This is a genomic window from Staphylococcus sp. Z5-21 (genome assembly GCF_056529615.1).
Genome location: NZ_CP096462.1, coordinates 1,875,899 through 1,896,433 on the forward strand (window position 1 = coordinate 1,875,899; position 20,535 = coordinate 1,896,433).

Sequence of the window (20,535 nt, forward strand, 5' to 3'; positions counted from 1 at the left end):
TTATGAATTTGCAAAATCATCTATATTTTGTCTTAAAATTGGGTAAATAGAAAAATAACGCAAATTAAAACATTTCAATTGTATTTTGGGAGGTCTTAGGATGAAAAATATTATTCAACGTGTATTCAGAGCTTTAGCTGTAGGTTATATTGTTAAAGCAATTAGAAATTTAATAAGTAAAAATAAATAATAAAGCTAATCGCAAATTGTATAAATCAAAAAAGCTTATAACGCCTTGTACTTTAAGGGTTATAAGCTTTTTCTATCTTCGTTAATTTAGTTGACACTGACTTGAATTTCAATATCGATTGATTCTTTTAAAGCCTTAGAATATGGACAATAGTTATGCGCTTTTTCAACATAAGTTTCTGCTTCTTCCTGAGTCATATCAGTTAACGTTACATCTAATTCTGCTGCTAATTTAACACCACCATCATTTTTGTCTGGTAATAAATAAGCTGTCACACTTACTTCTGGTTCAATCGTGCCTTTACTATCGCTTTTTAAAATATGCATAAGTGCATTGTTAAAACATGCACTGTAACCTGCTGCAAATAGCTGCTCGGGATTAGATTCTGTTACGCCATTACCACCCATCTCTTTCGGCACTGCTAAATCCTGATAAAATGTATTATCTTCACTAAATACTTTACCATCTCTTCCACCATTGCTAATCACTTTTGTTTCATATAAAGGTTTGACCATCTTAAAATCTCCTTTTAAAATTATATTATTTTTTTATACAATCAACATTAATTCATTAATAATATAACATTATTTTTTTGTGATTAACAAAAATATGATTTGAGCTATTTTATAGAATTGCAAACACTACTTAATTCACTTACTTTAAACGCACAAAAAAACACCGCAATCCCAAAAAGGATTACGGTGTTTAAAACAAAGTTTTATATTACGGAAACGGAGGGATTCGAACCCTCGCGCCGCTCTCGCGACCTACACCCTTAGCAGGGGCGCCTCTTCAGCCAACTTGAGTACGTTTCCAATGGCTCCACAGGTAGGACTCGAACCTACGACCGATCGGTTAACAGCCGATAGCTCTACCACTGAGCTACTGTGGAATAATGGGTTGCTCTAATCAAGCACAAATATTATTATATCAACTCTCGTTAAATTTTCAAGTAGTAAACGTAAAAAAATATGCGGAATATTTACACTAAATTAATATAATATTCCACATATATCATTTTTACATGCTTACGTCGCCAAATTTACTACGATTTATTTTCAAATAATGAATATTTTGCTAATGCTTCATAAATATTTAATTGAGGTTTTGTATAATCAATAGGAGATTCTGGATCAAAGGTAGCAACTCTTGCTGCCCTATCCATCATATAGTAATAATAAATACCATTTAGGTATTGATGATGCATGCTATGTGCTGAAATGTTAGCTACAATTGTTTGATTATCTACAAATGTCACTTTACATTTCTTTTCTTTTAGTGGTTTGATTTGGTGAACATAATGAATATTAATCCAAGTATTTTCTTCTTTTCTATCAGAGTGCGTTGGGAAAAAATAAGTAGGAAAAAGTGGAGTAAATAAAATTGGGGGTTTACTGCTTATGCCAGTAATTCTCATCGTATCTTCTTTCTTAAAATGATAACTACTACCATAAAATCTACACGATCGATCAATAATCTTTGGAACACGTTCTTTTAGAACTTTGCTGTCATCCTTATACTTTAAAAGATAACTACCTTCATACTTACCAGTTGATAAACTGCATGGTTGTAAAACCATATCCCCTTTTTTAATGATATAGGGTTGAATCATATTTTTACCTCCTTATATATTATGGCGACAACCAAATAATATAATACAAGCATCTTAAAATCAACTTATATAATAATAATTTTTATAAATTTTCTACAATTAATTTTTAGTATCTATACTTTTGCATTAATTTATTTTTTGTAAAGTTGCATTTTACACTTATTTTTTTTCGGAAAAGTCTGAATATTCATTGATTTAAAAATTAAAACCTTGTATACTGTATATAAATATAGATAGAGGGGCTGTGTTGATTATGAAACATAATACACATGTAAAGTACAATACACTAGAATCATTTGTATCTACGATTAATGATTTAGGCATTGAATTGATCATAGATGAATCATTGCGCAACGTTCGTAAGCAAAAATTGGAACAACTCATTGATAATGCTTTAAAAAATAAAAACGAGAATGATTTCAAACGCTATACTGAAGAATACAAAAATTTGGAGGAATTTCTCGTTGGTTAATTTATTGTTTTGTTACTTAAAATAAGGTCTATTCCCTACTTAAAATTAAGATAGAGAATAGACCTTTTTATATGTTATTTATTATGACATTAATCTGATTAATTCGTAGCGTTCAATATCACCAAAATAATGATAAATATCGTAATTTGAAAGTGCTTCTTCTATACTATCGAATTCATGCATTGTACCCTCTAGTGCATTTTCTAATTCAGTTATGTCGCCTTCACCGAAAAAGTCACCGAAAATTTTTGCATGCTCAATCCGACCTTTTTTTACATCTAATTTTATTTGAACGAAACCTTTTTCAAATTTTTCTTCTCTTTCAAAATTATATTTTGGATTCCTACCGTAATTCCATTCCCATGTACGGTATTTTTCATTACTTAGTTGTTCAATTTTTTTCCAATCGTCATCAGTTAATATATATTCTTCTACTTGCGTAGCTTCTCCAAAAATTGTTTTTAAAATTATTTCCTTAAATCGATCAATATCTAAAGGTTCATCTAAAAACTCAGAAATATTGGCTACTCTGCTTCTTACTGATTTGATACCTTTCGATTTAATCTTTGCTGGATTAACTTTCAATGCATTTTGGACTTCATTCAATTCACTATTTAGCATTAATGTGCCATGACTAAACATACGATCCTTTACTTTGACCATAGCATTACCTGATATTTTTGCACTACCTACTTGAATGTCATTTCTACCACTCATGTCAGCATCAACGCCTAATGATTGTAATGCCTCAACAATCGGCTCTGTGAATTTTTTGAAATTATGGAAACTGTTACCATCATCATCAGTTACAAAACTAAAGTTTAAATTGCCTGTGTCATGGTATACTGCTCCTCCACCAGATATACGTCTAACGACATCAATGCCGTGTTCGTCTATATATGGTTGATTCACTTCTTCAATTGTATTTTGATTTTTCCCAATAATAATCGAAGGTCTATTTACATAAAACAAAAAATAACTATCATCTTTTGGCATATTTTTTAAAACATATTCTTCCATTGCCAAATTTAATGTTGGATCTGTAATGTCGTTGTTACTAATAAACTTCATCTACTGCACTCCTTTTCCATAAATATATGCCCTTACCCTATTTATGCTATATTTTCACAAAAATTGCCAATCATTCACTTTGATATTTTGCTAAAAATTGAAAATTGTTTTACATCATGCAATTTAATGGTTTTTTGTTTATTTGTCTGCCGATTTTTTGTATAATACTATCTAGTTAGCATTTCTAGGGAGGACTAAAAATGACTGTTGCAGAAGTGGGAAATATCGTAGAATTTTATGACGGCTTAAAAGGTCGAGTTGAAAAAATTAATGACAACTCAGTAATTGTTGATTTAACAATTATGGAGAACTTCGAAGAACTAGACTTGCCAGAAAAAACTGTCATTAATCACAAACGATACACAATCGTCGAACAAGAAGGATAGTTAAAATGAATAGAATTTCTAAGGCACTAATTTGGTTTGTCGTAAGTTTCATAGTATTCCACATTATTCTTTTGGTAATGTGGGGCGAGAAACAAGAATATTGGTATCTTTATACGGGCATTATGCTAATTGCTGGTATCAGTTATATCTTTTATCAGAGAGATATTGAATCTAAACGTTTACTCACATCACTAGGTGTGGGCATTATTACTGGTATTGTATTGATTATTATTCAACTTATTATCGCAGCAATTGCTTCTGATATAAAATATGCTGAATTAATCAAAGAACTCACACGTACGGGTGTCTATTATAAATGGCAAATGTTAGTAACATTAGTCTTTGTTATACCTTGTCATGAGCTTTACATGAGAACTGTTTTACAAAAAGAATTAATCAAATTAAATATCCCAAGTTGGTTAAGTATTATAATTACAGCATTATGTTCTGCTTCATTATTTTACTATCTTGACAACTTATGGATTGTTTTCTTTGTATTTATTGTACAAATGGCACTTTCATTAAGTTATTTCTATACACGCAGAATAGCAACAACTGTTGTAGCTCAAATTGTAGCAGTTGTTATCTTATTAATATTCAACGTATAAACCTATACGATTATTAATAAACGTTGGGACTTCAATACCCTTCTCAAATGAAAAGGAGTCTGAGACATAAATAGTTGTCTCAGACTCCTTTTCATTTAGGCAGCAGATGACTGAATTGAAAATGTAAAGTCTCACTGATTTAAAGAACTACTTTTTCAATTTATGAAAATCAGTAGTTCTTATGCATAAGCCAAAGCTTATGTATTCTGCATAAAATTCTAGGAGACTTATGCATGGGCTTTAGCTCAGATAAACATTTCAATCCTAGTCATCCTTGCCTTGATTGCATAGGTGGGACTACGAAATCTCTATTAAAAAATTTGATTTCTGTCCCACTCCCCTTTCGTTATTAACATTTTGCACTTTTGGAGATTCATTCAAGCTATTGAAAGTTAGCGATACAAAACGATATTTATACAATGCGCCCGAGAGTCAGGATGTTACAACATCATATAATCTTTAATTTAATATTCTAAATAAAGATACTTTCGTATAATTTTGCAAAAAGTAAAGAAAACGTCAATTTCTATATTATCTCAATAGAAATTGACGTTTATTTTTAGTCAAAGTTACTTATATACTAGACGTGCTTATATTAAAACTTCAAATGTCTGTTTTTGTTTTATTTTATATTGGTCATCTTTCAAATTTCGTGAAATCAATTCAACCATCGTAATTTCACCTGTTTCATGAATAACTGCTTGCTCTAAATATTGTTTATAATTTCTGTAGCAATAATCTGTCATACTTACGCGATACATATGATCTAATGTTATATTATTTAATTGAACCCTTTCAAATGGCAATGCATTCATATCAATTGTATAGTCCACACCTTGCCAAAATGTACAGAGTGTTTCATCCACAATAGTTAAGCTTAACGAACCTCCACTAAATTCAATATGTGCATAACAATATTCTAAAATATCTTTTATTTGTTGACCTTTCAAAGTTAAATCAATTGGTACATCTGGATGAGGATATGCATTATATAATGCCTCATTAGTAATTTGTCCAGATAATCCAGTTTCGCCGCTTGTAGGCAAATGGACACAGGAAATATCATAATCAAATTTGCGACGTATACTATCATGTAATAGTTGGGTAAATGCATGAGGTTTGGTAATCACGTCATCTAACCCATCAATATGTGCATCTATATCTTTATTTGTTAAAATTTCTTTTCCCCAATGTTCAACTGTTTTTCGATCATAATAAGTTAAATCTAATAACGCTTCATCTTCTTTATATTCATTTAAATCAACGATTTTTGATTCTACATTTTCTAATTCGAATGAATTCGTTCGCTTTTTAAAATTGATTTTCACGTGGATTAACTGTTCTGCATTTTGGCCAGCTTGAACATATAAAGTTTTTTCATCTTTTCCAATAAATGTTTGATGCTGATGACCAGTAATAAGCAAATCGATGACACCTAAGGTTTGCATTAGTTTTTCTGCTTCATTCACATTTTGCTCACGTTCATTTGATGACTTATTAAGCTGATCTAATCCCCCATGATAAATGACAATTAGAAATTCTGGCATCTCTGTTTCGTGAATAAATCGAATCCATCGCTTAGAAGACAGCAAGGTTTTTTCAATTTGTACATCATTCTCCATTTCAAAATGCTCTCTCTCCATTAAACCGTCCGAAGTTAATCCAACGATTGCAATTTTAACACCTTCTATTTCTTTAATTGTATAAGGCGTTGAAAAATAAGGCTCACGTGTTTTCTTATATTCAATATTGGCAGAAAGCCATGGAAATCTCGATAATGAAACTGCTCTAGAAAAGAAGGATAATCCAAATTTGAATTCATTAGGACTAATGCCACTTGCATCATATTGCATGGCGTTCATTAATTTTATCATTGGATGGCGTTTATATGGCGCTACCACAGCGTAGTAAAACGCAGCCAGAGAACCCGCTAAACTCCCGCCACTATCTAGTAAAATGACATGTTCATTTTCTTCTCTTTTCGATTTAACATACGTACCAGCTCGATAGATATTAGAACCATTATCTCCATTTAGAAAATAACTATGCATATCTGAAGTAGCAATAACATCAATTGCAATCTTTTCACTTTTTTTCATATGCCTCTCTCCTCGTTAATCACAGTTTAACATGTTTTTAAATTACGTCGATACTAATATCTTATCTTCATTATTTATAACTAATATTAAAAATAGATAATTAAAAAACACTTAATTGAATTTGTCGTTCAACTAAGTGTTTTTTTAGGATTCTATGCTCATCACATTATCCAATTTGCACACGTTCTTTTGGATAATGGAATTTATCTGGTTCTCTACGTCCACCAATCATTATAATAAAGCTAATTAAACCTACACGTCCGATAAACATTAATATCATAAGTGTAACTTTCGACATATCATTAAAATCGCCAGTGACACCTAATGATAACCCACACGTTCCGAACGCAGACATCACCTCAAAAAAGCCTTGAAGAAATGAAATTTTACCATTCTCAACAACTAATATAAAAATCGTCGCTGCAAAAGTTAAAATACCTGCCATTGTGAACACTGCAAATGATCGTTGAACATCTGTTGTATGTATCTCACGATTAAATACTTTAATTGACAATTTCTCGCTATTATTATTAAAGTTTAATAAAAATAAGATTAAAATTGCAAATGTTGTTGTTCTAATACCACCACCGACCGAGCTTGGTGATGACCCAATAAACATCAAGATGCTCATAATCACGTTCGTACCTTCACCAAAATGACTTACATCAATTGTCTGTAATCCAGCACTTCTCGTCGTTGCAGATTGGAACAAAGCATAGAATAACGATTTGTGCCAAGACATATTTTGGAATGCATGGTTATATTCAAATAGTAAAATGATAATGACACCAAATACAAATAGTACTAAATACGTTACTGTTGTTATTTTAGCAAATAATGAAAATCTAAAATTAGGGATTCTATTTTTAATATATGCCTTCACTTCAATTAACACAGGGAAGCCAATCGAACCTAATATAATTAAAAACATTACAATGGTTTGCACAAAATAATCATTAGCATATGGAATCAAGGATTGACCGGTAATATCTAAACCACCATTCGTCGTTGCTGATACTGCAACAAATAACCCTTGCATGATAGCATACTGCAAATCAGGGTTATCTCGATAAAAATAGAACGTTAATAATGCTGCACCAACCACTTCGATTATTAAAATGGTACGCACGATATCGAGAATTAATTTAACTGTACCACTCATTGTATCTTTATTATTATCCAACATAATTAACTGTCTTTCACGCATACCAATATGTTTACCAAGTACTACCCACAACATTGTTCCAATTGCCATTACACCAATACCGCCAATGTTTAGGATGATCATGATGATAATTTGTCCAAACGTCGTATATGTTTCTACAATATTAACTGGTGATAACCCTGTAACACTCACACCTGAAACAGCAACAAACAATGAATCGATTGGGTCTACAGAGACACCTGCTTTATGAACATAAGGTAAGTTCAACAGTAAGAATGCCACGATAATCGCGACTATATAATACATCACAATACCTTGTTGAGGACTTGATTTTTTAAATAATTGATTGAAAATGGACAACGCGTACTCACCCCAACGCTACTTCAATTTAATCTTGATATCTTGCTCTTTACCATCTCTATATATTTTTGCTGGCAATGTATCTAAATCATCTTTATGACTAAAAATAATCTGTCTATATCTTAGATTATCTTCAACTTCTTTACCATCTAATTCTACTATTACATCATTTTTTTGCAACCCAGATTTTTCACCTAAACTATTATCTTTTACATCTCCAATGATAACACCTTTATTAACCTCTTCAGGTAAGTTAAGGGATTGATGCGTAGCTTCATCCATATCTTTAACATTCGCGATTTTTATGCCAGTATTAGGATATTTAACTTCACCTTTTGCTTCAAGTTGTTTGGCAATAGATTCAGCGTCATTGACTGGGATTGCAAATGCAATTCCTTCAACATGATCCATATCAATTTTTAAAGAAGCTATACCAATCAATTTACCATTTTTATCAATAACACCACCACCTGAATTACCAGGATTAACAGGTGCATCCATTTGAAAAGCGCTCATGAGCACATCATATTGATTATCTTTATCGATATCAACTGGCACATGACGATTTAAACCAGACACAATACCTTCTGAAACACTACCTTTAAAGTCAACACCTAGTGGGTTCCCTACGACAATAATAGGCTCACCGAGGACTAATGTACTGGAATCACCCATTTTAATTGATTTAACATCACTACCTGATTTTATTTTGGTTTTAACTACTGCAATATCAGAAAATTTGTCCGTTCCAATGACCTTACCAATAGATGTATCATTATTACCGTATGTAATTTTTTGTTCCTTTTTATCACCTACAACATGTGCATTCGTCATGATAAAAATAGAGTCGCCCACTTTTTTGTAGACGACACCTGATCCTAATTCATTTTCTTTTCCTGCTTCTTGTGTCTCTTTCTCCGCAGATGAACTATTATTACTTGTATCATTTTCGACTGTTACGATGGAATGAATGGCACTATTCGCACTTTTCATTGTATCTGTATATGTTTTTTCTTTATTAGCATTATCGTTGCTTTGGAATATATTATCCTTCGTGTTTCCATTATGATCTACATTATTAAAGATGGCATTAATTAAGACAATTAACAAAATAACTGCCAATACAATTAGTACTTTCGCCCAGTGTTCTTTGAAGAAATACTTAACTTTATCTATTAAAGTTGGTTGGTCACTATGTCTGTGTTGGTCAGATTTATCATCTGTCTGTCCAGACTTATGATTTCTGGCAATATTGTTATGAACCTTATCTGAGTTATCTTCTTCAATATACTGATTAACCCTTGACTGTTGCGCTTCTTCAGAATAAAAATGATCATCATGTAAACGGTCTTTGTTAGTAGATGCATTTACATCTATATCTGAATCATTTGATGTTTCGTTGGTTTTTAAATAACCATTTGTTTCATTTGTCGTTGATGCCACTTCAACATCATCTTTGGCTATATCCGATGTAGGCGAAACTTCTTCTGGTTGTTGCTTAGATACATGATTCAGAGCGTTATCTTCAGATGGTTCAAATTCACTTTCTGAATTACTGCTATTTCGTTTCGCAGCCATTGCTTGTTGCTGCTGAATTTCTTCTTGTGTTAGTTTTTCTATGCGTGCTTTTCTTAAATTTTCTTTAACACGTTCTTCGTTATTCTTTGCTAATTTTTCCGCTATTTCAGCCCGTTGTTTTCTAGCTTTACGTTCCATTTGGACACGTTGTTCCCGTTCTTCATTGTGAAAATATTCTCGTCTTTTACGACCATATTTCTCTCTTGGGATCACATGTTTTTTATCATTCGCCACAAAAACGCCCCCCTAAACTACATATTTTTTATACTATCCATTATGACATATCATTAAGGATTTTTCCGATTTATTTTACTAGTACACACAAATATTCATACTGAATTCTATTTTGATTGAGTGTGTAAATGTATTGCATAAATCGCCAAATTTACTATTTAGCTATTATATTTTCAAATATTTTATCATTTATACCTTAGCTTTGATTATAAGCACTTTTTATACAAATTTCTAACTTTATCTCATTTTCTCTTTAAATAATTTAAGCAGATATTTTTAAATTTACTTAAACAATCATTATTTAAAATAAACTATTTTCTGCAAACAAAAAACTGAAAAGCACAATGGCTTTCCAGTCTAATAATAAATGATTATTTTTTCTCTTCTTTTTTATTTTGACGAACTGACGTCAACCAACCAATTAGAACTAATAATATCATAACTGTCCAGAAGATAGATTGCCATAAAATACTGTGTGGGAAGTGTTCAGGTAAAATTAAAATGTCTGGGTGTGCTAACACCATAACAACAAGTTTAATACCAACCCAACCAACAATGGCAAATGCCGCGCCTTCTAAACCTGGATATTTGTTTAATAAGTTGACAAACCATGTTGCTGCAAAACGCATAATGATAACACCTATCATACCGCCTAAGAACATCACAGCAAATTGACCTAAGTCCATACCACCAAAGTGTATACCAACCGCTGGTAACGTAACTGCTATTGCAAGTGCTGCAAGCATTGAGTCTATTGCAAAAGCAATATCTGCAAATTCAACTTTCAATACTGTACCCCAGAATGATTTAGCACTGGCATGAATTTCTTCTCCATCATCATCAAAATGATGATCGTCGGTACCATCATGCTCTTGCTGATCTTTCTCTTTAAAGAAGGTTATCAAGTTCCGTATTGACATATAAAGTAGATATATCGCACCTAGTGCTTGTATCCACCAGAAATGCGCTATGATACTGATTAAGAATAAAGAAATAAAACGAAATGCAAATGCACCAAGCAAACCATAAAACAGTGCTTTTTTACGTTGCTCTGGTGGTAAATGTTTCACCATAACAGCCATTACAACTGCATTATCTGCAGCGAGTAAACCTTCTAAAAATACGAGCACTAATAGTACCCATAGATAAGGTAAGATCAAACTTGGATCCATATAGGACAACTCCTTTAATTTTTTAAGAATAAAAATAGAGACCTAAGCTAAGCTAGTGTTTACGTAACTTGCACTTGTCTTCATCATTTATAATGATGTTAAGAACCAACTGGCAATCCATATTCACTATTAGCAAAGGTCTCACTCGACAGTTTTATTCTGCCCACTTTACCGGAAGTTTGATACTTCGTAATGACGATAAAATGACTAAGTTAAAAGATAAACAAGTTGCATTACTTTCCATATATAAACGATTGTATGCGAAACTCATATATTTTCAACTAAAGTTAAGTTACTCCCCTCTGACAACTGAGTCATAGGTATTCTATTAATATAGTTATTATACACAAAAATAAAATTTATAACAATCCATATAATTTAATTTCTGGGAACTTCTCTTCAAACCATCTTGTAGCAAATTCATTTTCAAACAAGAATACATAGTTATCGTATATATCTTTTACTAAGATTGAACGTGATGTACTCATTTTATCTTTTATGTCTTCTTCGTTTTCAATCCAACGTGCAATTTTCTGACCCACCGGTTCCATCACTACGTCAACATTATATTCATTTTTCAAACGATGTTCGAATACTTCAAATTGTAATTGTCCAACTGCACCAATAATAATTTGATTTGTATGCAATGCTTTATAATATTGAATAGCACCTTCTTGAACAAGCTGTTCAATACCTTTATGAAAATGTTTTTGCTTCATAACATTTTTTGCAGAAACTTTCATAAACAATTCCGGTGTAAATTGCGGTAGTTCTTGGAAACTGAATTTCTGATTACCACCTACGAGCGTGTCACCAATTTGGTAATTTCCTGTGTCATAAAGTCCAATAATATCGCCTGCAACAGCATGATTAACGGTTTCTTTATCATCTGCCATAAACGAAGTTGAACGTGTTATCTTTTGTTTTTTATGTGTACGTTGAAGGGTTACATCCATACCACGTTCAAAAGCACCACTTACAACTCGCATAAATGCAATTCTATCTCTATGTTTAGGATCCATATTAGCTTGAATTTTAAAGATAAATCCTGAAAAATCAAGATCAAATGGACTAACTTCTATATCTTCATTAGTTTGACGAGCATTCGGCATTGGCGCATGATCAACATAAGCATTCAAGAAATTTTGAACACCAAAATTCGCTAGTGCAGATCCGAAAAATACAGGTGTCAAATCACCGCTTAATAATGCTTCATTATCAAACGTTTCGCCCGCTTCTTCGACAAGCATTAACTCTTCGATTGCTTGAGTAAATGCACTATCGTTTTTCATTGCATGGTCTTCTTCCAACTCATAATCATCATTTAAATGCAGTACATTTTCTTCATCTCTAAAAGGCTCTATTGTGTGAGATTCACGATCGATAATACCAAAGAAATTTTGCCCCATACCTACTGGCCAATTCATTGGGTATGTTTCGATTTCTAATGTAGATTCTATTTCATCTAATAATTCAAAAGGTTCTTTACCGACTCTATCTAATTTGTTAATAAATGTGAAAATAGGTATACCTCTCATTTTACATACTTTGAATAGTTTCAATGTTTGAGGTTCGATACCTTTAGCACAGTCAATCACCATTACAGCACTATCAACTGCCATCAGTGTTCTATATGTGTCCTCTGAGAAGTCTTCATGTCCTGGCGTATCTAAAATGTTGATTTTATAGTGGTCATAATCAAATTGCATCACTGAACTTGTAACAGAAATCCCTCTCTCCTGCTCAACTTTCATCCAGTCACTCGTCGCAAATTTGCCACTTTTTTTACCTTTAACCGTACCTGCTTCTCTTATCGCACCACCGAATAGTAATAACTTTTCTGTTAATGTAGTCTTCCCAGCATCTGGGTGAGATATAATCGCAAAGGTTTTTCTTGATTCTACTTCTTCCTTTATACTCATTTATACTCTCCTTTAACTTTCAAATATCCATTTAACGATGTCATCAGCAATTTGTGAAGCTGTTGACTCATCAAGTAACGTAAACAAGTGTATCACAAGTTCCTCGTTCATATCATCTTCATTTAAAGATGAATCGATTTCTAATGACCAAAGCATATCAGGAATTGCGATTAACATACATTGATTCACTTTGTTTTCATAAATATACACATGACCAGCTATTTCATTAAAATGTAAATTTTTAATCTTCAATTGGACCACCACCGAATTTATCATAAGCCGCTTCAAGACCAATTAAATCATCGCGATGTGGCACTTTGACATGTCCAGGCATAATTTGATAAGGCTCACGCCCTTTAGAAGCTAATACGACAGTATCTCCTGGTTCCGCTATATTGATTGCATGACGAATACCTTCAGCTCTGTCTTCAAATTCAATATAATTATCATGTGTAGCACCTTTTGCTAATTCTTGAGTTAGTGTCTTAGGGTCATCATTAGCTGGATTATCAGGTGTAAAAATAACATAGTCTGCACGACAAGCGACCCGGCCCATTTCTGGCGTCTTCGTTAAATCTCGTTCTCCAGCCATACCACATAAGAATATCAATTTTTGTTTAGCAAATGGTTTAACCGCATCTATCAGTTTATCCATACCATCAGCCGTGTGTGCATAATCTATAATCAAATCTATAGGTAATGACGGATCAAGTACTTCCAATCGTCCTTCAACTGGTTCTAGATTTTCTACCGCATCAACGATATCATTTAACGCAATACCTTTACTCCACACAGCAATCATTGCTGCCATAATATTAGAGACATTGAATAAACCAACGTAAGGTGATCTCACTTGAAACTCACCTTCAGGGGTTTTAAAGGTAAACTGCACACCTTGTAATGATTCATTGATATGATGTGCTGTAAATTGTGCATCATTTGTCACTCCATATGTAAATACTTCAAATGGTGTAACAGAGGCAAGATATTCTGAAAAAGCGTCATCCTTATTCAATACTACAAACTTTTCTTGTGATAAGTCTTCTCCTAATTGACTAAATAATAATGATTTGGCATGTCCATAGGCTTCCATAGTACCATGAAAGTCCAAATGATCTTGTGTTAAGTTTGAAAAGATTGCTACGTCAAAATCAACGCCTCGTAATCTACCTAATGATAATCCATGACTTGACACTTCCAAAGTCATGGCTTCTGCATTTTTTTCTACTGCTTCATTTATTTTTTTAGTCAGTGAGACTGTTTCAGGCGTCGTATTAGCACCTTTTGATTTATCCTCATTAATTTGAAAGCCGTTCGTACCTAAATAAGCACTTCCTTTACCTAACTTTCTATATATGTGGTGTATCATTGTTGCAATTGACGTTTTACCATTTGTTCCAGTTACACCATAAGTTATCAATTGTTTACTAGGGTAATTGTACAATGTATTTGCCAATAAACTAGCCACACGCAAAGTATCAGGTACGATAACTTGAGTTACATCGCCTGTTATTTCTTGCTGATGGCTAACGATAATCACTTGGCATCCTTGATTAACGACATCTTGGCAGAATTTATGACTATCCACTGTATAACCTTTTGAGGCAACAAACACACTGCCATGTTGTGCCGTACGTGAATCGGTCGTTATATCTGTTATATTTTTTTCTAGTGTGCCGATAACTTGTTTCACTCTTATTTTTTCAAACAACACATTTGCATCCAACATTTATCGCTCCTTTATTTCCAATAGTTCTATTATACACATTTTCAACTTATTTTATAGAATCTAAAGATGAGATGCTAATAATTTCTTCCTATTGTATATAGCTATTTTATACATTTAAAATCTGTTAAATATTAACCCCATGTTATATAATTGTTAATATTTTCTATATATTTGCTTAAATTACCATTTTGCAAGCTTACTTCTAGATTAATAGTGGTATGGTATAGATATACAACAATCTTATTTTAATATGTATTAATTTCCAATACAGTATGTAGCATTTCTTATCTGATTGTAAAATGATATAATCATTATTAATTGTGTTTTTTCTTTCACACGTTAAAAAAATACGTTAAACTTAACATGAGCTAAATATAATCTATTGGAGGGTGGCTTTTAATGGTTACTCAAAATAAAAAAATACTGATAATTACTGGATCTTTTGGTAATGGGCATTTACAAGTTACTCAGAGTGTAGTGAACCAATTCAAAGAAATGAATCTAGACAATTTAACAGTTATCGAACACGATTTATTTTTAGAAGCACACCCTATCCTCACTTCTATTTGTAAAAAATGGTACATTAACAGCTTTAAATACTTTAGAAATATGTATAAAGCTTTTTATTATAGCCAACCAGATCAATTAGATAAATGTTTCTATAAATATTACGGATTAAATAAATTAATGAATTTACTTTTGAAAGAAAAGCCAGACCTTATCTTACTCACATTTCCTACACCAGTCATGTCTGTATTAACTGAGCAATTTGATATGAATATACCAATCGCTACTGTCATGACTGACTATCGTATGCAAAAGAATTGGATTACACCTTTCTCTCAACGATACTATCTTGCTACAGAGGAACTGAAAGATGAGTTTGCAAGTATTGGCATTCCTAAAGATAAATTGAAGGTTACAGGTATTCCTATATCTGATAAATTCGAAACAGACATTGATAAAACGGCATGGCTAAGTCAAAATCACTTAGACCCTGACAAACCGACAATTCTAATGTCTGCGGGTGCTTTTGGTGTTTCTAAAGGTTTTGGTCAAATGATTCAAGAAATTTTAAATCGCAGTCCGCATGCACAAGTTGTCATGATATGTGGTAAAAATAAAGATTTAAAACGTTCATTAACATCGCAATTTAAAGATTATAACAACGTCTTGATTTTAGGTTATACCAAACATATGAATGAATGGATGGCTTCGAGTCAATTGATGATTACTAAACCAGGTGGCATCACGATCTCAGAAGCATTAACGCGTCAAATCCCTATGATTTTCTTAGATCCTGCGCCAGGTCAAGAACTTGAGAACGCAGTTTACTTTGAAGAAAAAGGCTATGGTCGTATTGCCAATACACCTGAAGCTGCTATTGAGCAAGTCGCTGCTCTAACGAATGCACCGACCAAATTAGCTTCGATGTCAGAATCTATGGACGCGTCAAGAATTCCATATTCAACTTATAAATTATGTAAAGATTTATTAAACTTACTTAATCATTCATCTCATTATGAAGAAGTATATGGAAAGGTTCCTTTATATGCAAAGCTCTTCGTTAAATAATTACAACTCAAATAAAAATTTCATAATCATGCTCATCATCTTATTCTTAATGGAATTCGCTCGCGGAATGTACATACTCAGTTATTTAGCGCTACTTCCAACAGCAACATCTATCGCGGTAGGTATTACATCTATCGCTATTTCTATACATTTTATTGCTGATGCAACTACCAATTTTGTGATTGGCTTTTTACTTAAGCGTTTAGGTACTAAATTAGTGCTAACACTAGGTTTCTTACTTGCCTTTGCAAGTTTATTTTTAGTCATTTGGTTCCCTACATCGCCCTTTGTTTTAATAGCCAGTGCCATTTTACTTGGTATCGCTGTGAGTCCAATTTGGGTGATTATGTTAGCAAGTGTAGATGAGAATAATCGTGGTAAGCAAATGGGATATGTATATTTCTCTTGGCTGTTAGGCCTGCTAGTCGGTATGGTTGGTATGAATATCATTTTTAAATTCCATCCAACTCAATTTGCATTTTTAATGTCACTCGTTGTATTAATCGCTTGGATATTATACTACTTCGTGAAAATAAGATTGACGAATTACAATACACGCCCAGTCAAACAACAATTAGGGCAAATTGTCGATGTGACTAAACGTCACATGATATTATTCCCTGGTATATTATTACAAGGTGCTTCAATCACTGCATTGGTACCCATATTACCTACATACGCTACTAAAGTTGTTGGTGTCTCCACATTAGAATATACTATGGCAATTGTGTTCGGCGGTATCGGTTGTGCTATTTCAATGCTCTTCTTATCTAAAATAATAGATAAACATGGCACCTTATTTATGTACTGGGTTATTTTTGGTGGCTTTGTCTTATACACGCTGATGATATTTGCACTTTCACTTATTACAAATATTACAATCGTTTGGGTGCTAGCAGTATTTATAGGTCTTATGTACGGTATTTTACTGCCAGCGTGGAATACGTTTATGGCAAGTCATATCCATTCAGATGAACAAGAAGAAACTTGGGGGGTATTCAATAGTGTACAAGGTTTCGGTTCAATGATCGGTCCCCTTGTAGGTGGACTCATTACTGAATTCACCAAATCAGTTAACAATACTTTTTATTTCTCAGCACTTGTATTCTTATTCTTAGCCATCTTTTATGGTATTTATTTTGTAAAAGTGAACAATAAAACTAAAACTTCTTAACTAAATAATATAAAAAAGCGCCACTCGCATATTAGAAAATTTATTTCTAATATTGCGAGTGGCGCTTTTATTCATTCCAAGTTTTTATCGTATGTTATGACTCATATTTTATAGTTTAATCTTAAGCTAAGTTATAGTTCTCAAGTACTTTCCATTTTTCTTCTTTTTCATCATAATAAACAAGTGAAAGCTGCTCAATTGTTTCTTTGTAATCAATTCCCGCTAACTTTAATTGACCATAAATATCTTCAAATTCTTGACTAGTCAAGCCTTGAGCAATAGTAAAGTGAGGCACGAATGTATGATCTGCTACACCATAAAAATCACCATTGTTAAATTGATTAAATAGTCTTTCTAAAGTTTCAGTTTTTTCAACTTTAAAATAAATAACATTAGTGATTGGCGCAAAATTTGATGCTTTTGTCGCATGTATATCAATCGTTGGAATGCCTTCGATTTTAGATTTAATTGTCTCTTTAACAGATTCTAAATCACCATCGTTTATTTTAAATTGCCCCTTAATCGTAATGTGCGGCATAATTGTCGCATAATGTGCATCATAACGCTTACGATATGCGTTCACTTCATCTTGAAATGCTTTTGACGGAATTAATGCTAATCCTAAAATCATTTAAATTCCTCCTTTGTTTAACATATTTTCATTATAGCAAATTTCTGAAAAATTCGTTACTCTAAAGTCATCTTAGTTCAGATTATTAAAAAGAAATATTATCTGATAAAAAATATTTTAACAGATCTCCTAATAATGGTTTCCATGACTTCCACATATGGCCACCTTCAAATTCTAAATAATGGTATGTGAAATCATTTTTTTCAATGACTTGATTTAGTTTTCGATTAGGTGTTAAAAAGTCTGCAGATTTGCCTGTTGTTGGCAATTTAAAGTCTTCTTCCTCTAATCCTACAGCATGCCAAATGGATAATTGTTCTTTAAACTGACAACGTTCAATTAACATTTCAATCGCTTCATCATGTTGTGGACTTAATAAACCAACTTGACTGAAGATACGCGGATAAGATAACGCCGTAATTAACGCAGCACTCCCCCCTAAACTATCACCTAATAAAATGCGTGCGTTACCTACTTTAAATGTAGGAAATGTTTGATCAATATATGGCAATATTTCATTGGCCATTGCTTTTACAGTTAAATGTGTACGTGCACCCTGTGGATGAAATTCTGCGCGCCGTTTATCAACATCTTCATAGTGAAATCCAACAAATATAGCTCTTTCTACCTCATTGGCCTCTCGTAACTGCTCATAAGTTCGATGAATTCTACCAAAACTGAAAAAATCAGCACCATCAAAACAAAATACGATTTTATATTTAAATAATTCGGTAAAATCTTTTGGTAAATAAATAGATAGTGTGACATCTCTATCTAATATTTTACTAGGAAAATTAATTTTAGTGATACATCCTGGTTTAAAATCATACATAAATAATGCGCCCCCTCGTAGTCTTAATGACATTGTACCAAGAGACGCATTATTTTAAAATGTTGAAATCTTATTATTTGTGGTGTAAATACCTCTATGACTCATCTGTTTTCTGTTTGGCCAACCGTTGTGGATAGTCTTTTAGCCAAAAGACGGCATTTGGTACTTTTTTGGGGTCTGGTTTGTAAATTGCTTTTTTACCAGAACCTAGTTGTTTTTTCTGTAATTCATAATCTTTCAATGCTTGAATAGCTGGTTTGTGCAATATCCAAATAGCTATGATATTCAACCAAGCCATCATACCAACTCCCAAATCACCCATCATCCAAGCGATATCCGCCGTCTTCACTGCACCATATACTGTGGCAGCAATTAATACGACTCTCGTGACATTAATCCAGAAGAATGTTGTCCTTCCTGTTCCCTTCCGAGTCAAATAAGTAATATTGGTTTCTGCAATATAGTAATACGCTAATATCGTTGTAAATGCAAAGAAGAATAACGCAAATGCAATAAAGTATGAGCCAATGCCTGAAAATGCAGGATCAAAATGATAACTACCACCTTGAAAGGCCTTATCAATACCAGCTTGTGCATACATCGCTGTACCCGAATAATCTTTATCACCATTTGACATTTCTACAAAAATGCCATTATCTTTAATCATACTCGGTTTACCACTTGAGGTTGTCTCTCCATCTGTCACATTATATGTACCTGAAAGTAATATAATTAAAGCCGTTGCCGAACATACAAACAATGTATCTACATAGACAGAAAACGCTTGAACTAACCCTTGCTTAGCTGGGTGTGACACCTCTGCTGCTGAAGCTGCATGTGGTCCAGTTCCTTGTCCAGCCTCATTAGAATACAATCCACGTTTAACACCGATTTCAATCATGGCACCTAAGATACCACCAAAAGCCGCTTGCATACCAAAAGCAGATTTGAAAATAAGTGCAATCAATCCTGGAACTTGTTCAATATTCAAGAATATAATGATAACAGCCATTATAATATATGCAATTGCCATAAATGGAACAATAGCGGTTGCTGCATTCGCTATCCATTTAATACCTCCAAAAATAATTAAGGCTAAAAGCACCGCTAAAAATATTGCAATAATCCATGGTTCCAATCTAAATGCATTTTTCATAGAGCTGGCAATCGCATTAGACTGAACACCTGGTAATAGGAGTCCTACAGAAATGACTGTGACAATAGCAAAAATTAAGCCATAGACTTTTCCTAATTTGCCCTTAATCCCATATTCAATATAGAATGCTGGTCCACCACGGTATTGTCCCTTTTCTTCTCGCTTATATATTTGACCTAGTGTTGATTCTATAAATGCACTACTTGCCCCTAAGAAAGCCGTTGCCCACATCCAAAATACAGCACCTGGTCCACCAATAAAGATTGCAGTTGATACACCCACTATGTTACCAGTACCGACACGGCCAGCGAGTGACAGTGCAATGGCTTGGAAACTCGATATCCCCGTAGGTGATTTTTCCCCTTGAAACATTAATCTGATCATTTCTTTAAAATGCCTAACTTGGAAAAAGCGCATCATTAATGAAAAAAGTACACCTGTAATCAGTAACCCATAAACTAACGGTTTGCTCCAAACAATATCATAAAACCAAGTAAGTAACCCCTCTAACATAATGTATCCCCCTTGTAGTACCATTATGTAAAATGATATATTTTTTATCATTATAC

At 33.0% G+C, this 20,535-nt stretch carries 19 protein-coding genes and 2 tRNA genes; 6 read left to right on the forward strand and 15 right to left on the reverse strand.

The window, feature by feature from the left end:
* Nucleotides 1-100 precede the first annotated feature (100 nt).
* A complete protein-coding gene (locus tag M1D64_RS09340; RefSeq protein WP_011303463.1) occupies nucleotides 101-190 on the forward strand; it encodes an SAR1012 family small protein in 90 nt (29 codons plus the stop codon).
* An 86-nt stretch (nucleotides 191-276) separates the two neighbouring features.
* On the opposite strand, the gene M1D64_RS09345 is transcribed toward M1D64_RS09340, so the two are convergent.
* The 4 genes from M1D64_RS09345 to M1D64_RS09360 all read right to left on the reverse strand — a co-directional run bounded on the left by M1D64_RS09345 (nucleotide 277) and on the right by M1D64_RS09360 (nucleotide 1,802).
* The gene (locus M1D64_RS09345; RefSeq protein WP_002483731.1) at nucleotides 277-705 is read right to left on the reverse strand and encodes an organic hydroperoxide resistance protein; all 429 of its coding nucleotides are present in this window, start codon (nucleotides 703-705) and stop codon (nucleotides 277-279) included.
* A gap of 211 nt (nucleotides 706-916) precedes the next feature.
* Nucleotides 917-1,005, reverse strand: a tRNA-Ser gene (locus tag M1D64_RS09350).
* Nucleotides 1,006-1,007: 2 nt separating this feature from the next.
* Nucleotides 1,008-1,082, reverse strand: a tRNA-Asn gene (locus M1D64_RS09355).
* A gap of 153 nt (nucleotides 1,083-1,235) precedes the next feature.
* Nucleotides 1,236-1,802 carry a competence protein ComK gene (locus M1D64_RS09360; protein WP_041079011.1) on the reverse strand — a complete coding sequence of 189 codons (567 nt, stop codon included), beginning with the start codon at nucleotides 1,800-1,802 and terminating at the stop codon, nucleotides 1,236-1,238.
* 253 nt (nucleotides 1,803-2,055) lie between these two features.
* Here M1D64_RS09360 and M1D64_RS09365 point away from each other — a divergent pair, with 253 nt between their 5' ends.
* A complete protein-coding gene (locus tag M1D64_RS09365) occupies nucleotides 2,056-2,274 on the forward strand; it encodes an IDEAL domain-containing protein (RefSeq protein ID WP_011303465.1) in 219 nt (72 codons plus the stop codon).
* An 81-nt stretch (nucleotides 2,275-2,355) separates the two neighbouring features.
* Here the strand turns inward: M1D64_RS09365 and lplA are convergent, their stop codons facing one another.
* Nucleotides 2,356-3,345 carry a lipoate--protein ligase gene (gene lplA / locus M1D64_RS09370; protein ID WP_002483734.1) on the reverse strand — a complete coding sequence of 330 codons (990 nt, stop codon included), beginning with the start codon at nucleotides 3,343-3,345 and terminating at the stop codon, nucleotides 2,356-2,358.
* A gap of 200 nt (nucleotides 3,346-3,545) precedes the next feature.
* Between lplA and M1D64_RS09375 the strand changes: the two genes are divergently transcribed.
* Entirely contained in the window at nucleotides 3,546-3,731 is a 186-nt protein-coding gene (locus M1D64_RS09375) for a YkvS family protein (protein WP_002483735.1), read from the forward strand.
* A 5-nt stretch (nucleotides 3,732-3,736) separates the two neighbouring features.
* The gene (locus M1D64_RS09380) at nucleotides 3,737-4,339 is read left to right on the forward strand and encodes a CPBP family glutamic-type intramembrane protease (RefSeq protein ID WP_002483736.1); all 603 of its coding nucleotides are present in this window, start codon (nucleotides 3,737-3,739) and stop codon (nucleotides 4,337-4,339) included.
* A 590-nt stretch (nucleotides 4,340-4,929) separates the two neighbouring features.
* On the opposite strand, the gene M1D64_RS09385 is transcribed toward M1D64_RS09380, so the two are convergent.
* The 7 genes from M1D64_RS09385 to M1D64_RS09415 form a co-directional block, all read right to left on the reverse strand.
* Nucleotides 4,930-6,438 (reverse strand): bifunctional metallophosphatase/5'-nucleotidase, encoded by a 1,509-nt coding sequence (locus tag M1D64_RS09385; RefSeq protein ID WP_002483737.1) that lies wholly within the window; start codon nucleotides 6,436-6,438, stop codon nucleotides 4,930-4,932.
* A 166-nt stretch (nucleotides 6,439-6,604) separates the two neighbouring features.
* A complete protein-coding gene (locus M1D64_RS09390; protein ID WP_041079007.1) occupies nucleotides 6,605-7,963 on the reverse strand; it encodes a TrkH family potassium uptake protein in 1,359 nt (452 codons plus the stop codon).
* Nucleotides 7,964-7,981: 18 nt separating this feature from the next.
* Nucleotides 7,982-9,775, reverse strand: coding sequence for a S1C family serine protease (locus M1D64_RS09395; RefSeq protein WP_480977472.1), 1,794 nt, complete (start codon nucleotides 9,773-9,775; stop codon nucleotides 7,982-7,984).
* Nucleotides 9,776-10,146: 371 nt separating this feature from the next.
* On the reverse strand, nucleotides 10,147-10,947 hold the full coding sequence (locus M1D64_RS09400) for a TerC family protein (protein ID WP_041079003.1): 801 nt from the start codon (nucleotides 10,945-10,947) through the stop codon (nucleotides 10,147-10,149).
* 359 nt (nucleotides 10,948-11,306) lie between these two features.
* Complete coding sequence (locus M1D64_RS09405) at nucleotides 11,307-12,869, reverse strand: peptide chain release factor 3 (protein WP_002483741.1); 1,563 nt, start codon at nucleotides 12,867-12,869, stop codon at nucleotides 11,307-11,309.
* A 12-nt stretch (nucleotides 12,870-12,881) separates the two neighbouring features.
* On the reverse strand, nucleotides 12,882-13,121 hold the full coding sequence (locus M1D64_RS09410) for a YueH family protein (RefSeq protein ID WP_041078999.1): 240 nt from the start codon (nucleotides 13,119-13,121) through the stop codon (nucleotides 12,882-12,884).
* Entirely contained in the window at nucleotides 13,111-14,595 is a 1,485-nt protein-coding gene (locus tag M1D64_RS09415; protein WP_210136445.1) for a UDP-N-acetylmuramoyl-L-alanyl-D-glutamate--L-lysine ligase, read from the reverse strand. The genes M1D64_RS09410 and M1D64_RS09415 overlap by 11 nt, the downstream gene beginning before the upstream one ends.
* 402 nt (nucleotides 14,596-14,997) lie before the next feature.
* On the opposite strand from M1D64_RS09415, the gene M1D64_RS09420 reads away from it, so the two are divergent.
* Nucleotides 14,998-16,173, forward strand: coding sequence for a diglucosyl diacylglycerol synthase (locus M1D64_RS09420; protein WP_037538876.1), 1,176 nt, complete (start codon nucleotides 14,998-15,000; stop codon nucleotides 16,171-16,173).
* Nucleotides 16,151-17,347: a lipoteichoic acid biosynthesis MFS flippase LtaA gene (gene ltaA / locus M1D64_RS09425; RefSeq protein WP_037538878.1), complete on the forward strand. Its 1,197-nt coding sequence runs from the start codon at nucleotides 16,151-16,153 to the stop codon at nucleotides 17,345-17,347. Before M1D64_RS09420 ends, ltaA begins: the two co-directional genes overlap by 23 nt.
* 121 nt (nucleotides 17,348-17,468) lie before the next feature.
* On the opposite strand, the gene M1D64_RS09430 is transcribed toward ltaA, so the two are convergent.
* The 3 genes from M1D64_RS09430 to M1D64_RS09440 all read right to left on the reverse strand — a co-directional run bounded on the left by M1D64_RS09430 (nucleotide 17,469) and on the right by M1D64_RS09440 (nucleotide 20,479).
* Nucleotides 17,469-17,978, reverse strand: coding sequence for a YjcG family protein (locus M1D64_RS09430; RefSeq protein ID WP_002483746.1), 510 nt, complete (start codon nucleotides 17,976-17,978; stop codon nucleotides 17,469-17,471).
* An 85-nt stretch (nucleotides 17,979-18,063) separates the two neighbouring features.
* The gene (locus M1D64_RS09435) at nucleotides 18,064-18,810 is read right to left on the reverse strand and encodes an esterase family protein (RefSeq protein WP_069821854.1); all 747 of its coding nucleotides are present in this window, start codon (nucleotides 18,808-18,810) and stop codon (nucleotides 18,064-18,066) included.
* Nucleotides 18,811-18,904: 94 nt separating this feature from the next.
* Nucleotides 18,905-20,479 (reverse strand): alanine/glycine:cation symporter family protein, encoded by a 1,575-nt coding sequence (locus M1D64_RS09440; protein WP_069821853.1) that lies wholly within the window; start codon nucleotides 20,477-20,479, stop codon nucleotides 18,905-18,907.
* Nucleotides 20,480-20,535: the final 56 nt, after the last annotated feature.

Coding starts and splice junctions, on each gene's coding strand:
- M1D64_RS09340 (WP_011303463.1), top strand. CDS start 101: ATGAAAAATATTATTCAACGTGTATTCAGAGCTTTAGCTGTAGGTTAT.
- M1D64_RS09345 (WP_002483731.1), bottom strand. CDS start 705: ATGGTCAAACCTTTATATGAAACAAAAGTGATTAGCAATGGTGGAAGA.
- M1D64_RS09360 (WP_041079011.1), bottom strand. CDS start 1,802: ATGATTCAACCCTATATCATTAAAAAAGGGGATATGGTTTTACAACCA.
- M1D64_RS09365 (WP_011303465.1), top strand. CDS start 2,056: ATGAAACATAATACACATGTAAAGTACAATACACTAGAATCATTTGTA.
- lplA (WP_002483734.1), bottom strand. CDS start 3,345: ATGAAGTTTATTAGTAACAACGACATTACAGATCCAACATTAAATTTG.
- M1D64_RS09375 (WP_002483735.1), top strand. CDS start 3,546: ATGACTGTTGCAGAAGTGGGAAATATCGTAGAATTTTATGACGGCTTA.
- M1D64_RS09380 (WP_002483736.1), top strand. CDS start 3,737: ATGAATAGAATTTCTAAGGCACTAATTTGGTTTGTCGTAAGTTTCATA.
- M1D64_RS09385 (WP_002483737.1), bottom strand. CDS start 6,438: ATGAAAAAAAGTGAAAAGATTGCAATTGATGTTATTGCTACTTCAGAT.
- M1D64_RS09400 (WP_041079003.1), bottom strand. CDS start 10,947: ATGGATCCAAGTTTGATCTTACCTTATCTATGGGTACTATTAGTGCTC.
- M1D64_RS09405 (WP_002483741.1), bottom strand. CDS start 12,869: ATGAGTATAAAGGAAGAAGTAGAATCAAGAAAAACCTTTGCGATTATA.
- M1D64_RS09420 (WP_037538876.1), top strand. CDS start 14,998: ATGGTTACTCAAAATAAAAAAATACTGATAATTACTGGATCTTTTGGT.
- ltaA (WP_037538878.1), top strand. CDS start 16,151: ATGCAAAGCTCTTCGTTAAATAATTACAACTCAAATAAAAATTTCATA.
- M1D64_RS09430 (WP_002483746.1), bottom strand. CDS start 17,978: ATGATTTTAGGATTAGCATTAATTCCGTCAAAAGCATTTCAAGATGAA.
- M1D64_RS09435 (WP_069821854.1), bottom strand. CDS start 18,810: ATGTATGATTTTAAACCAGGATGTATCACTAAAATTAATTTTCCTAGT.
- M1D64_RS09440 (WP_069821853.1), bottom strand. CDS start 20,479: ATGTTAGAGGGGTTACTTACTTGGTTTTATGATATTGTTTGGAGCAAA.